Annotated in this window: 16 protein-coding genes; all 16 read left to right on the top strand. The window is 57.1% G+C overall.

Features of this window, described 5'->3' with window-relative positions:
- Nucleotides 1–48: 48 nt before the first annotated feature.
- The 16 genes from rsmG to CFU_RS22810 all read left to right on the top strand — a co-directional run bounded on the left by rsmG (nucleotide 49) and on the right by CFU_RS22810 (nucleotide 12,913).
- Complete coding sequence (gene rsmG / locus CFU_RS22880) at nucleotides 49–720, top strand: 16S rRNA (guanine(527)-N(7))-methyltransferase RsmG (protein ID WP_014008374.1); 672 nt, start codon at nucleotides 49–51, stop codon at nucleotides 718–720.
- A 35-nt stretch (nucleotides 721–755) separates the two neighbouring features.
- Entirely contained in the window at nucleotides 756–1,391 is a 636-nt protein-coding gene (gene leuE / locus CFU_RS22875; RefSeq protein WP_014008373.1) for a leucine efflux protein LeuE, read from the top strand.
- A gap of 21 nt (nucleotides 1,392–1,412) precedes the next feature.
- Nucleotides 1,413–2,183, top strand: a complete 771-nt coding sequence (locus tag CFU_RS22870; RefSeq protein ID WP_014008372.1) for a ParA family protein — start codon at nucleotides 1,413–1,415, stop codon at nucleotides 2,181–2,183.
- Between the two features lie 136 nt (nucleotides 2,184–2,319).
- Nucleotides 2,320–3,216 carry a ParB/RepB/Spo0J family partition protein gene (locus CFU_RS22865; protein ID WP_014008371.1) on the top strand — a complete coding sequence of 299 codons (897 nt, stop codon included), beginning with the start codon at nucleotides 2,320–2,322 and terminating at the stop codon, nucleotides 3,214–3,216.
- Between the two features lie 293 nt (nucleotides 3,217–3,509).
- Entirely contained in the window at nucleotides 3,510–3,854 is a 345-nt protein-coding gene (locus tag CFU_RS24130; RefSeq protein ID WP_014008369.1) for an ATP synthase subunit I, read from the top strand.
- Nucleotides 3,851–4,675 (top strand): F0F1 ATP synthase subunit A, encoded by an 825-nt coding sequence (gene atpB, locus CFU_RS22860; protein WP_014008368.1) that lies wholly within the window; start codon nucleotides 3,851–3,853, stop codon nucleotides 4,673–4,675. The genes CFU_RS24130 and atpB overlap by 4 nt, the downstream gene beginning before the upstream one ends.
- 91 nt (nucleotides 4,676–4,766) lie before the next feature.
- Nucleotides 4,767–5,012: a F0F1 ATP synthase subunit C gene (gene atpE / locus CFU_RS22855; RefSeq protein ID WP_011872763.1), complete on the top strand. Its 246-nt coding sequence runs from the start codon at nucleotides 4,767–4,769 to the stop codon at nucleotides 5,010–5,012.
- Between the two features lie 66 nt (nucleotides 5,013–5,078).
- On the top strand, nucleotides 5,079–5,549 hold the full coding sequence (locus tag CFU_RS22850) for a F0F1 ATP synthase subunit B (protein WP_014008367.1): 471 nt from the start codon (nucleotides 5,079–5,081) through the stop codon (nucleotides 5,547–5,549).
- 2 nt (nucleotides 5,550–5,551) lie between these two features.
- Complete coding sequence (locus CFU_RS22845; protein WP_014008366.1) at nucleotides 5,552–6,091, top strand: F0F1 ATP synthase subunit delta; 540 nt, start codon at nucleotides 5,552–5,554, stop codon at nucleotides 6,089–6,091.
- A gap of 56 nt (nucleotides 6,092–6,147) precedes the next feature.
- Nucleotides 6,148–7,689, top strand: a complete 1,542-nt coding sequence (atpA, locus tag CFU_RS22840; protein ID WP_014008365.1) for a F0F1 ATP synthase subunit alpha — start codon at nucleotides 6,148–6,150, stop codon at nucleotides 7,687–7,689.
- 17 nt (nucleotides 7,690–7,706) lie between these two features.
- Complete coding sequence (gene atpG / locus CFU_RS22835) at nucleotides 7,707–8,579, top strand: F0F1 ATP synthase subunit gamma (RefSeq protein ID WP_014008364.1); 873 nt, start codon at nucleotides 7,707–7,709, stop codon at nucleotides 8,577–8,579.
- 49 nt (nucleotides 8,580–8,628) lie between these two features.
- Entirely contained in the window at nucleotides 8,629–10,029 is a 1,401-nt protein-coding gene (atpD, locus tag CFU_RS22830; protein ID WP_014008363.1) for a F0F1 ATP synthase subunit beta, read from the top strand.
- An 80-nt stretch (nucleotides 10,030–10,109) separates the two neighbouring features.
- Nucleotides 10,110–10,535, top strand: coding sequence for a F0F1 ATP synthase subunit epsilon (locus CFU_RS22825; RefSeq protein WP_041743818.1), 426 nt, complete (start codon nucleotides 10,110–10,112; stop codon nucleotides 10,533–10,535).
- A 192-nt stretch (nucleotides 10,536–10,727) separates the two neighbouring features.
- Nucleotides 10,728–11,498 (top strand): basic amino acid ABC transporter substrate-binding protein, encoded by a 771-nt coding sequence (locus tag CFU_RS22820; RefSeq protein WP_014008360.1) that lies wholly within the window; start codon nucleotides 10,728–10,730, stop codon nucleotides 11,496–11,498.
- Between the two features lie 114 nt (nucleotides 11,499–11,612).
- Nucleotides 11,613–12,053 (top strand): CoA-binding protein, encoded by a 441-nt coding sequence (locus CFU_RS22815; RefSeq protein ID WP_014008359.1) that lies wholly within the window; start codon nucleotides 11,613–11,615, stop codon nucleotides 12,051–12,053.
- A 53-nt stretch (nucleotides 12,054–12,106) separates the two neighbouring features.
- Entirely contained in the window at nucleotides 12,107–12,913 is an 807-nt protein-coding gene (locus tag CFU_RS22810; protein WP_014008358.1) for a PPK2 family polyphosphate kinase, read from the top strand.
- Nucleotides 12,914–12,934 lie beyond the last annotated feature (21 nt).

Below are 12,934 nucleotides of genomic sequence, written 5' to 3'. Positions count from 1 at the left end.
TAAGCACTACCATCAAGGTAATTGCCCGCATAATCGAGGAATGGCAACATGAGTTCAACGCAGACCGCGCCGGCGGCAAAACAAGCGCTGGAAGCGAGCCTGCAGCAAGGGGCATCGGCACTGGGAATCGCGCTGGACCAGGGGCAGCAGCAGCAACTGCTGGCCTATCTGGACCTGCTGGCGAAGTGGAACAAGGTGTATAACCTGACCTCGATCCGCGAACCGGCGCAGATGATGACCCACCATTTGCTGGATTCGCTGGCGGTAGTGCCGGCTTTTACCGAGGCAGAGAATGTGCTCGACGTAGGCGCCGGCGGCGGCCTGCCAGGGATGATCCTGGCGATCTGGGCCGGCAAGGCCAGGCCGCGGATGCGGGTGTCGATGATCGACACGGTGCACAAGAAAACAGCATTCCTGACCCAGGTAAAAGCCGAGCTGGGCCTGGGCAATGTAAGTGTTCACACTGCCCGGGTAGAGCAGTTGCAGGTAGCGCAGAAATTCGATGTGATCACTTCGCGGGCATTTGCGGAGTTAACCGATTTTATCAACTGGTCGGAACATTTGCTGACCGACGATGGCCGGTTCATCGCCCTCAAGGGCGTGCGTCCGGATGAGGAAATCGCGCGCCTGCCGGCCGGCTGGCAAGTCACGGAAACAAGGCCGCTGGCGGTGCCGGGGCTGGATGCGGAACGTCACCTGGTTTTCATCAAACGCAAGTAACAACGAACGCAAACAAGAGCAGGAGCAAGTCGACCATGAGCGCTTTTTTCCACACCCTCGGCATTACCGATGTCTGGCAACTGATCGTTGCAACCATGGTGTTCCTGGCGCTGCCCGGCGCCGGCACCTTCTGCATCCTGACCAGCGCCGGCAGGGAAGGCGTGCGCGGCGGTTATGCCTCGCTGTTCGGCATCATGCTGGGCGATGCGGTGCTGATGTTCCTGGCGGCGATCGGCGTGGCCGCTTTGCTGACCGCCAATCCGATGGTGTTCAAGGCGGTGCAGTATCTGGGCGCGGCTTACCTGGCCTACCTTGGCTGCAAACTGCTGTTTGCCAGGAAGGGCGAGGGCGCAAGCGCCGCCGTGGGTTTCACCGGCGTCAGCAATTTCACCCGCGGTTTCCTGGTGACCCTGGTCAATCCCAAGGCCATCGTGTTCTATATGGCGTTCTTCCCGCTGTTCATCGATCCGGCCACGCAGCGCGGCAGCCTGACCTTCCTTACCATGGCCGCGATCATCTCCAGCTGCGCGCTGTTTTACGGTAGTCTGCTGGTACTGCTCGGGAATACCGCCGCCAAGCGTCTGGGGCACAACCGTCGCATCGCCGCATTCGCTTCCAGGGCCGCGGGAATTTTCCTGATCGGTTTTGGCATCAAATTAACGACTAACTAATCACGACCTTTACACCAATACATGGCAAAAATATTTTGTGTCGCCAATCAAAAGGGCGGGGTCGGTAAAACCACTACCGCCGTGAACCTGGCCGCCGGCCTGGCGCAACTCAACCAGCGCGTATTGCTGGCCGACCTTGACCCGCAAGGCAACGCCACCATGGGCGCCGGGATCAACAAGGGCACGCTGTCCGCCACGATTTATGAAGTGCTGCTGGGCATGTCGGATATCAAGTCGGTGCGCAAGACCTCCGAAACCGGCGGCTTCGATGTATTGCCGGCGAACCGTGAACTGGCCGGCGCCGAAGTGGAAATGGTCGAGCTGGAGAACCGCGAGAAGCGTCTGAAAGATGCTTTCATCGCAGTGGCCGACGAATACGATTTCATCTTGATCGACTGTCCGCCGGCGCTGTCGATGCTGACCCTGAACGGCTTATGCGCGGCGCATGGGGTGATCATCCCGATGCAGTGCGAATATTACGCGCTGGAAGGTTTGTCGGACCTGGTCAACACCATCAAGAAGGTGCACGCCAACCTCAACCCTGACCTGAAGATCATCGGCCTGCTGCGGGTGATGTTCGATCCGCGCATGACTTTGTCGCAACAGGTGTCGGTCGAGCTGGAAAAGCATTTCGGCGACAAGGTGTTCAAGACCGTGATCCCGCGCAATGTGCGGCTGGCGGAAGCGCCTTCCTACGGCATGCCGGGCGTCACCTTTGACGCCGCATCCAAAGGCGCGCAGGCGTACATCGCTTTTGGGGCCGAGATGGTGGAACGCATCAAGACCATGTAACGGACAGTAGCGCACAGCTTATCTACAACTTATATACAGGCTTATACAGCTTTAATCACAGGCTTGTTCACAGATTTACCCACAGGGTTGTCCACAGCTTGTTAGAACGTTATCAGTAATCTACGGTAGGAAAAAGATGGTCACGAAGAAATCAAAAGGACTGGGCCGCGGCCTGGAGGCACTGTTAGGCGGATCGACCGATATCACTGAAGCTGTGCCGACCATTGACGGTGCGCCGTCGGTGCTGGCGGTCAGCGTCATGCAGGCCGGCAAATACCAGCCGCGCACCCGCATGGACGAGGGCGCGCTGGCGGAGCTGGCGGCGTCGATCAAGGAGCAGGGCTTGCTGCAGCCTATCCTGGTGCGGCCGATCGCCTTGCACAACGGCGCCCAGCACTATGAAATCATCGCCGGCGAACGGCGCTTCCGGGCGGCCCAGCTGGCCGGCCTGATCGAGGTGCCGGTGCTGGTCAAGGATGTCGACGACCAGACCACGGCGGCGATGGCGCTGATCGAAAACATGCAGCGCGAGGACCTGAATCCGCTGGAAGAAGCGCAGGGCATCCATCGCCTGATCACCGATTTCAGTTTTACCCATGAGCAGGCGGCGGTGTCGGTAGGGCGCTCGCGCAGCGCGGTGTCGAACCTGCTGCGCCTGCTGAACCTGGCCAAGCCGGTGCAGACCATGCTGATGGCGGGCGATATCGACATGGGCCACGCGCGGGCGCTGCTGGCGGTGGACGCCGCGACCCAGATCACGCTGGCCAGCCAGGTGGTGGCCAAGCGGATGTCGGTGCGCGACACCGAAAAACTGGTGGTGCGCGCCACTACCGAAGCCAACGGCGCCGGCCGGCCGGCCAAGAACAAGGAAAAGTCGCGCGACATCGCTCGGCTGGAAGAAGAATTGTCGGATTTGCTGGCGACCCAGGTAACGATCAAGACCACTGCCAAAAACCGCGGCCAGCTGATCATCGACTTTTCCGACCTGGATACGCTGGACGGCCTGATCGCCCGGCTCAAAGGTGCTGAATAGAAAAAAACAAGGCACTTCACATTATTGGTGCAAAAATCGCCATCAGGACAATTGCCGATACGGTGGCACGGCCCGCGAAACGGGCTTCCGCAGGCAAGCGGATCTGTTGCATAAGCTTATGATTCGGCAGCAAAAGTTTGACGAAAGCCGCGCCCAGCCTTTATAATCCTCGGGCTTCTAAATCAGCCGTGGACTTGCATTAACTGAGCATATCAGCTGCTTCTGCCAACTGCGTCAGCCGCGTTCGTCAACTACGCTACAAGAACAGCGGCTTCGCACAATATTGGGTCAGTATGCTGCGCATCGTGCTTATGCAATTTGTTACTACGGCAGTGCTGGCAAGTGTGGCAGGTTTACTGGCCGGCGTATCCGGATTCTGTTCTGCGCTTTTAGGTGGTGTGTGCTGCGCGGTTCCCAACGGACTGTTTGCTCTCCGTCTTTACATCAGCGCGCGCAAGCCAGGCGGCGCCAACCCGATGTCTTTTTTCATCGGTGAGTTTGTCAAAATTGCTACAACGATTGCGCTGGTAGGCGCGGTCGTATGGTTGTACCACGATTTGAATTGGCCGGCATTCATCGTCAGCTTCATCGTGGTACTTAAAAGTTACATAATCTTACTTTTTAGACATCGATCATGACTGTAGCTTCAAGCGACGCACTAACCCCCTCAGAGTATATTGTCCATCACCTTGGACATTTTTCCACTGGCCATCAATCCAAGATAGTCGATTTTTCGATCATCAATATCGACACGATCTTCTGGTCGGTGTTCGCCGGCGTGGTCGGCTGCCTGCTGATGTATCTCGCCGCGCGCAAAGCGACTGCCGGCGTGCCGGGCCGCTTCCAGGCGTTCGTCGAAATGGTGGTCGAGATGGTCGACGACCAGGCCAAGGGCATCGTCCACGGCGACCGCAGCTTCATCGCGCCGCTGGCGCTGACGGTGTTCATCTGGGTCGCCCTGATGAACTCGCTCGACTTCCTGCCGGTTGATCTGTTCTCCACTTTCTTCAAAATGGTTGGTCTTGACGGCCTGATTTCCCATCATCGCGTAGTGCCGACCGCCGACCTCAACGGCACCATGGGCATCGCTCTCGGCGTGCTGGTGCTGATGCTGTACTACAGCTTCAAGATCAAGGGTTTCGGCGGTTTCCTGCATGAGCTGGTGGCGGCTCCTTTCGGCATCTGGCTGGCCCCTGCCAACCTGCTGCTGAACCTGATCGAATTCGCTGCAAAGACAGTGTCGCTGGCGATGCGGCTGTTCGGCAACATGTATGCCGGCGAACTGTTGTTCCTGCTGATCGCGCTGCTCGGTTCCACCGCCACCGCATTTGGTTTTGTTGGACATGTCGTGGCCGGTTCGATCTGGGCCATCTTCCACATCCTGATCGTGTTGCTGCAAGCGTTCATTTTCATGATGCTGACGCTGGTGTACATCGGCCAAGCACATGAGGCGCACTAACCGGCGCCGGATTTGAATTAGTAGTTGTTCTTGTTTTGGTTTTGTTTTTTTGTATTAATTTTTGTATTCACTTAACTTTGAAGGAATTGTCATGACTGATCTGTCTTTTGTTGCTTTGGCTTGTGGTTTGATCATCGGTTTGGGCGCTATCGGTGCTTGTATCGGTATCGCAATCATGGGCGGTAAGTACCTCGAAGCATCGGCACGTCAACCAGAACTGATGAACACTCTGCAAACCAAGATGTTCCTGCTGGCTGGTCTGATCGACGCTGCGTTCCTGATCGGTGTTGGTATCGCCATGTTGTTCGCATTCGCAAATCCGTTCATCGCTAAGTAATTTAATCAGGCGTAGCCGAATCTGCTGAGACACTTCAGCACACGTTATTCTGAGAAGGAAATTACCGTGAACTTAAACGCAACATTGTTTGCTCAGTTCGTGGTCTTCTTTGTCCTGGCGCTGTTCACGATGAAATTCGTGTGGCCGCCACTGACCAAGGCGCTCGATGAGCGCGCCAAGAAGATTGCGGACGGCCTGGCAGCCGCTGATCGCGGCAAGGCAGATCTGGCAGCCGCTGAAAAGCGCGCTACGGCAGAACTGGCGACCGCGCGCGACGAAGGTCAAAAGCGTATTGGCGAAGCTGAAAAGCGCGGCCAGCTGATCGTCGACGAAGCCAAGAAAACGGCTTCCGAAGAAGCTGCTCGCATCATCGCTAACGCTAAAGCCGAAGCGGAACAGCAAATGACTAAAGCACGCGAAGCTCTGCGCGGTGAAGTTGCGACCCTTGCGGTCAAAGGCGCCGAACAGATCCTCAAGCGCGAAGTCAACAGCGCGGCGCATGCCGATTTGCTGAACCAATTGAAAACAGAGCTGTAATCATGGCTGAACTTGCAACGATTGCTCGTCCTTATGCAGAAGCGCTGTTCCGTGTAGCCAAGTCGCAAGACCTGGCTGCGTGGGCGAATCTGGTTGCCGAAATGGGCCAGGTAGCGGTCCATTCCGATGTCAAGGCGCTGGCCCACAATCCGGCCGTCTCGCAGCAGCAGGTCGCGGATACGTTTTTGGCGCTGTTGAAGTCGCCGCAGGCAGCCAACGCCGAAGCCAAGAACTTCGTCGCGACGCTGGTTGACAACGGCCGCCTGGTCGCCTTGCCGGAAATCGCAGAGCAATTTCAAGTGCTGAAGAATGCACAAGAAGGCGCTGCCGATGCCGAGATCACCAGTGCTTTTGAAATGACCGAAGCGCAGGTGAAAGATCTGATCGCGACGCTGGAAAAGAAGTTCGGCCGCAAGCTGAACCCATCGGTAACTGTGGATAACTCGCTGATCGGCGGCGTACGCGTAGTAGTCGGCGACGAAGTGTTCGACACCTCGGTACGCGCCAAGCTGCAAGAGCTGCATGCGGCTTTGGCTGCCTGAGACCCCTGCGTATTTACGTAACTGCGTGAGCAACGAGAAAAATTTTAGGAGTTTATATGCAACTCAACGCGTCTGAAATCAGCGAACTGATCAAGAGCCGGATTCAAGGCCTTGGCGATACTGCTGAAATTCGCAATCAAGGCACGGTTATTTCCGTGTCCGACGGTATCTGCCGTATCCATGGTCTGTCTGACGTGATGCAAGGTGAGATGCTGGAATTCCCGGGCAATACCTTCGGCCTCGCGCTGAATCTCGAGCGCGACTCGGTCGGCGCCGTTATTCTGGGCGACTTCGAACACATTTCCGAAGGCGATACAGTCAAATGTACCGGCCGTATCCTGGAAGTGCCTATCGGTCCGGAACTGCGCGGCCGTGTAGTGAACGCACTGGGCCAGCCTATCGACGGCAAGGGTCCGGTCGACACCAAGCTGACAGCGCCGATCGAAAAAATCGCGCCTGGCGTTATTGCCCGTCAGTCGGTTTCGCAGCCAATGCAGACCGGCATCAAGTCGATCGACTCGATGGTGCCGATCGGCCGCGGCCAGCGCGAACTGATCATCGGTGACCGCCAGACCGGCAAGACCGCTGTTGCGATCGATGCGATCATCAACCAAAAGGGCCAGGACGTGACATGTATCTATGTCGCCATCGGTCAAAAAGCATCGTCGATCAAGAACATCGTGCGCGCGCTGGAAGCGCACGGCGCCATGGAATACACCATCGTGGTTGCTGCATCGGCTTCCGAGTCGGCTGCGATGCAATACCTGTCGGCCTACTCCGGCTGCGCCATGGGCGAATATTTCCGTGACCGCGGTGAAGATGCGCTGATCGTGTATGACGATCTGTCCAAGCAAGCTGTTGCATACCGTCAGGTATCGCTGCTGCTGCGCCGTCCACCAGGCCGTGAAGCTTATCCTGGCGACGTGTTCTACCTCCACAGCCGTTTGCTGGAACGCGCAGCACGCGTGAACGAAAAGTACGTCGAAGATTTCACCAAGGGTGCAGTCAAGGGCAAAACTGGTTCGCTGACTGCTTTGCCGATCATCGAAACCCAGGCTGGCGACGTTTCCGCCTTCGTTCCGACCAACGTGATTTCGATTACCGACGGTCAGATCTTCCTGGAAACTTCCTTGTTCAACGCCGGTATCCGTCCTGCGATCAACGCCGGTATTTCGGTGTCGCGCGTTGGTGGCGCGGCTCAGACCAAAGTCATCAAGAACCTGTCCGGCGGTATCCGTACCGACTTGGCGCAGTATCGTGAACTGGCTGCGTTTGCGCAGTTTGCTTCCGATCTCGACGAAGCGACCCGCAAGCAGCTGGACCGCGGCGCCCGCGTTACTGAACTGCTGAAGCAGGCGCAATACTCGCCGTTGTCGATCTCGCTGATGGCTGTGACTCTGTTCGCGGTCAACAAGGGTTTCCTGGACAGCATCGAAGTCAAGCAGGTACTGCCGTTCGAAAGCGGCCTGCACAACTTCATGAAGACCAGCCACGCGCCTTTGCTGCAAAAGATCGAAGAAACCAAGCAACTCGACAAAGATGGTGAAGCTGCATTATCTACCGCCGTTGCTGATTTCAAAAAATCGTTCGTGGCTTAATTTAACTGGAGCACGGAATGGCTACAGGTAAAGAGATACGCAGCAAGATCAAGAGCGTAGAAAATACGAAGAAGATCACCAAGGCGATGGAAATGGTCGCCGCATCCAAAATGCGCAAGGCGCAGGACCGGATGCGTGCGGCACGTCCCTACAGTGACAAGATTCGTAATATCGCTTCTAACTTGTCGCAAGCCAATCCAGAGTACACGCACCCGTTCATGGTGAAGCAGGACAACTCCAAGAACGTTGGTTTCATCGTCGTCACCACAGACAAAGGTCTGTGCGGCGGCATGAACACCAACTCCTTGCGTTTGCTGACCGCGAAACTGCGTGAGCTGGAAGGACAAGGCAACAAGGTTCAGGCAGTAGCGATCGGCAACAAGGGTCTGGGTTTCCTCAACCGGATCGGCGCCAAGGTCGTTGCGCATGCCGTGCAACTGGGCGATACGCCGCATCTGGACAAGCTGATCGGGCCAGTCAAGGTGCTGCTCGACGCTTACCAGGAAGGTCGCCTGGACGCGGTTTATCTGGTGTACACCAAGTTCATCAACACGATGAAGCAAGAGCCGATGCTGCAGCAGTTGCTGCCGCTGTCGAGCGATCGTCTTGAGGCCGATAAAGAAGGTTCGCATTCCTGGGACTACATTTACGAGCCGGATGTGCAAAGCGTCATCGATGAATTGCTGGTGCGTTACGTGGAAGCGCTGATTTATCAGGCTGTCGCAGAAAACATGGCGTCCGAGCAATCGGCGCGCATGGTGGCGATGAAGTCGGCCAGCGACAACGCGGGTAACGTGATCGGCGAATTGAAACTGGTCTACAACAAGACGCGTCAAGCTGCGATCACCAAGGAATTGTCCGAGATCGTCGCCGGTGCTGCTGCGGTGTAACGCAAACTGCGTTTAACAGAAATTTATTTTATATATTGAAGGAACGAAAATGGCTGATGGCAAAATCGTTCAGTGTATCGGCGCTGTGGTGGACGTTGAGTTTCCCCGTGACGCGATGCCTAAGATTTACGATGCCTTGAAGATGGATGGCTCGGAACTGACGCTGGAAGTACAACAACAGCTGGGCGACGGCGTAGTCCGTACCATTGCGCTGGGTACATCCGACGGTTTGCGCCGCGGCATGACAATCAAGAACACAGGCCAGCCAATCATGGTGCCGACCGGTAAAGCAACACTGGGCCGCATCATGGACGTGCTGGGCAACCCGATCGACGAATGCGGTCCGGTAAGCCACGAAACCACTGCCTCTATCCACCGCAAGGCTCCTGCATACGACGAACTGTCGCCATCGCAGGAACTGCTGGAAACCGGCATCAAGGTGATCGACCTGGTTTGCCCGTTCGCCAAGGGCGGTAAAGTTGGCCTGTTCGGCGGCGCGGGTGTGGGCAAGACCGTGAACATGATGGAACTGATCAACAACATCGCCAAGGCGCACAGCGGCTTGTCCGTGTTTGCCGGCGTCGGTGAGCGTACTCGTGAAGGTAACGACTTCTATCACGAAATGGCTGACGCTAAAGTGGTCGATCTGGAAAATCCGGAAAAATCCAAAGTGGCGATGGTCTACGGTCAGATGAATGAACCGCCAGGCAACCGTCTGCGCGTTGCGCTGACCGGCCTGACGATCGCTGAAGGCTTCCGCGACGAAGGTAAAGACGTGCTGTTCTTCGTCGATAACATCTACCGTTACACACTGGCCGGTACCGAAGTTTCGGCGCTGCTGGGCCGTATGCCTTCCGCCGTGGGTTACCAGCCTACGCTGGCTTCGGAAATGGGCCAGCTGCAAGAACGTATTACTTCGACCAAGACTGGTTCGATCACGTCGATCCAGGCCGTCTACGTTCCAGCGGATGACTTGACCGACCCGTCGCCTGCTACCACCTTTGCTCACTTGGACTCCACCGTTGTGTTGTCGCGTGATATCGCTTCGCTGGGTATCTATCCTGCGGTTGATCCGCTGGATTCGACTTCGCGCCAGCTGGACCCGCAAGTGGTCGGCCAAGAGCACTACGAAACCGCCCGCGCTGTGCAAGGTATCCTGCAGCGCTACAAGGAATTGCGCGACATTATCGCGATTCTGGGCATGGACGAACTGGCTCCGGAAGACAAGCTGCTGGTCGCGCGCGCACGTAAGATGCAGCGTTTCCTGTCGCAGCCTTTCCACGTTGCTGAAGTGTTTACCGGTTCGCCAGGTAAATACGTTTCGCTGAAGGACACGATCAAGGGCTTCAAGATGATCGCCAGCGGCGAACTCGATCACCTGCCGGAACAAGCGTTCTACATGGTCGGCACGATCGAAGAAGCAATCGAAAAGGCCAAGAAGATCGGCTAAGCGGCAAGCGCCGGAGCTGCCGCAGCTGAGCGGCTCCGGCGCTTCCCGTTAGTGACTTCATGGACAACAAAGGGTTTAAGATGGCAAACACTATTCACGTAGACGTTGTTTCCGCGGAAGAGATGATCTTCTCCGGCGAAGCCGAATTCGTCGCGTTGCCGGGCGAGTCGGGCGAGCTGGGGATTTATCCTCGTCACACCCCGCTGATCACGCGCATCAAGCCGGGCGCGGTACGGATCAAGGTGGCAGGCCAGGCGCAGGACGAGTTCGTGTTCGTTGCCGGCGGTTTGCTGGAAGTGCAGCCGAACCACGTTACCGTTCTGGCCGACACTGCGATCCGCGGCGCCGACCTGGACGAAGCGAAGGCTAGCGAAGCCAAGCGCCGCGCTGAAGAAGCGCTGACCAACAAGGAATCCCTGATCGATTACGCAAAAGCACAGTCCGAGTTGTCGGCAGCGATTGCACAATTGGCGGCGATTGCGAAATTGCGTCAAAAAGGACGCTGATCCGGCAGCTAATAGCCAATTCGCGCCAGTTCGGATGGCAACAAGGAAAAGCAGCTTCGGCTGCTTTTTTGTTGTCCGACCTGACAATCTTTATCATTTGTCATCCTGCTTTTTAATGACGCCACCGGGGTCTTCCACTAAGATGGCTGAAAAGCACAGGCATCTGCTGCCTGCAAAAATGGAGAAGGCAAAATGAAAATCCGGCTGCTGCATTTCCTGACCGTCGCCTTGCTGGCAATCGGCCTGTGCGCCTGCGAAAAACCCGCCAACACCGCGCCTACGCCCAAGGTTTACCGGGTCGGCATGAATGCCGCATTCGCGCCGTTTGGCTCGGTAGACACCAACGGCAAGATCGTCGGCTTCGATGTCGACATCATGCAGGCGGTGGCGGACCAGGCCGGCATCAAGATTGTCTGGGTGAATACGCCGTGGGAAGGGATTTTCTCCACCCTGGCCAATGCCGACATCGACATCATCGCCTCCGGCGTCACGATTACCGATGAACGCAAGCAAAGCATGCTTTTCTCCGATCCGTATTTCGAGGCCAAGCAGGTCATCCTGGTGTCGCCGGGCAAAAACATCGGCAGTCCGGACGATTTGAAACAGGCGCACCGGGTCGGCGTCACGGCCGGCACCAGCGCCGATACCATCATGCAGAAAATGCTTGGCAAAACCAGTAATGCGCTGGTGCGTTTCGAAAGTTTGCCGCTGCTGCTGAAGGAAGTGGACAACGGCGGCGTGGATGCGGCCGTGGGCGATAACGGCGCGGTGGCGAATCACCTGAAATTCAACAAGGACAAGGGTTTCAAGCTGATCGAAAGCGACAGGTTCGAAAAAGAATATTACGGTATCGCGGTACGGCCGGCGGACACCGACCTGCTGGCAAAGATTAACGGCGCACTGAAAACCTTGCACAGCAACGGCAGCTACGACAAGATATACGCTACTTACTTCGCCAAGTAGCGGCGTGCCTGGGGCGGCTGGCAGAACATCAGGTTCTCGCGGTAAGATTACGCAAAAGCATCATGCAAAGTGCACGAGGATTTCCCTTAGGCTGACAAGACGATTTCCCTACCCATGCCAAACACATCCGCTCCCGTACCCAACGCCGCCAACCCGATCATCGCCATCGTCGGCCTGTCCACCAAACCGGACCGGCCGAGCTACGGCGTAGCCCGCTACATGCAGGAACGCGGTTACCGCATCATCCCGGTCAATCCGATGCACGTCGGCGCCCAGATCCTGGGCGAGCCTTGTTACGCCAACCTGTTCGACGCCGCCAAGGCGCTGGCGGCGGACCAGCAGAAAATCGATATCGTCGATTGTTTCCGCAAGGCGGAAGACATCCCACCCATCGTCGGCGAGGCGATCATGATCGACGCCCGCTGCGTCTGGATGCAGCTCGGCATCGTCAACGAAGCGGCGGCCGCCAAGGCGCGCGCCAACGGCATCCAGGTGGAGATGGACAGCTGCATCAAGATCGAGCATGCGCTGGGCAACCTGCACGGCATTCTGTAGCCCGCAGTCACAATAAGCGCAGCAATACCTTCCCAAGGTCATCGGAGAGAGCAATGAAAGCATGCAAGCAGTTCCGCGCCGGCAAACAGACCAAGATCAAGGATGCCGACGCCGAGCAGAAGCCGCTGTCCAGCGGCGACAAGGTCAAGGACCGGGAGCAGGTAGCCGCGCTGGCGGCGGAAATCGCCGTACTGCAGGAAATGCTGTATGCCGGCCAGCAGCACAAAGTGCTGGTGGTGTTGCAGGGCACCGACACCAGCGGCAAGGACGGCACCGTAAAAGGGGTGTTCAACCTGATCAATCCGCAGGGTATCCAGATTGCCAACTTCAAGGCGCCCAGCACCATCGAGCGCGCCCACGATTACCTGTGGCGGGTACACCAGCAGGTGCCGCAGCAAGGCGAGATCGTGGTCTTCAACCGCAGCCATTATGAAGACGTGCTGATCACCCGTGTGCACGACTGGATTGACGACGCCGAATGCGAGCGCCGCTACGCACAGATCCGCGATTTCGAAAGAATGCTGGCGGAAACCGGCACCACCGTCATCAAGTGCCTGTTGCATATCTCCAAGGACGAGCAGCGCAACCGCCTGCAGGAACGCATCGACGATCCGGCCAAACACTGGAAATTCGACCTGCAAGACCTGGAAGAGCGCAAAAGCTGGGATAAATACCAGGCATTGTTCGGCAAGGCGATCCAGGCGACCGACGCCGACCACGCGCCCTGGTATGTGATCCCGGCCAATTCCAAGACCCACCGCAACCTGGCGATCGCCAGCATCCTGCTGGAAACCCTGGCGGATCTGAAACTGAAGCCGCCGCCGGTCAAGCCGGAATTAAAGGGCTTGAAGATAGAGTGAATTTAAGGACAGTAACCACTA

Origin of the sequence: Collimonas fungivorans Ter331 (assembly GCF_000221045.1) — a bacterium.
GTDB lineage: Bacteria > Pseudomonadota > Gammaproteobacteria > Burkholderiales > Burkholderiaceae_D > Collimonas > Collimonas fungivorans_A.
The sequence above is the reverse complement of the archived record's forward strand: the minus strand, read 5'-3'. Positions and strand labels throughout refer to the sequence as shown.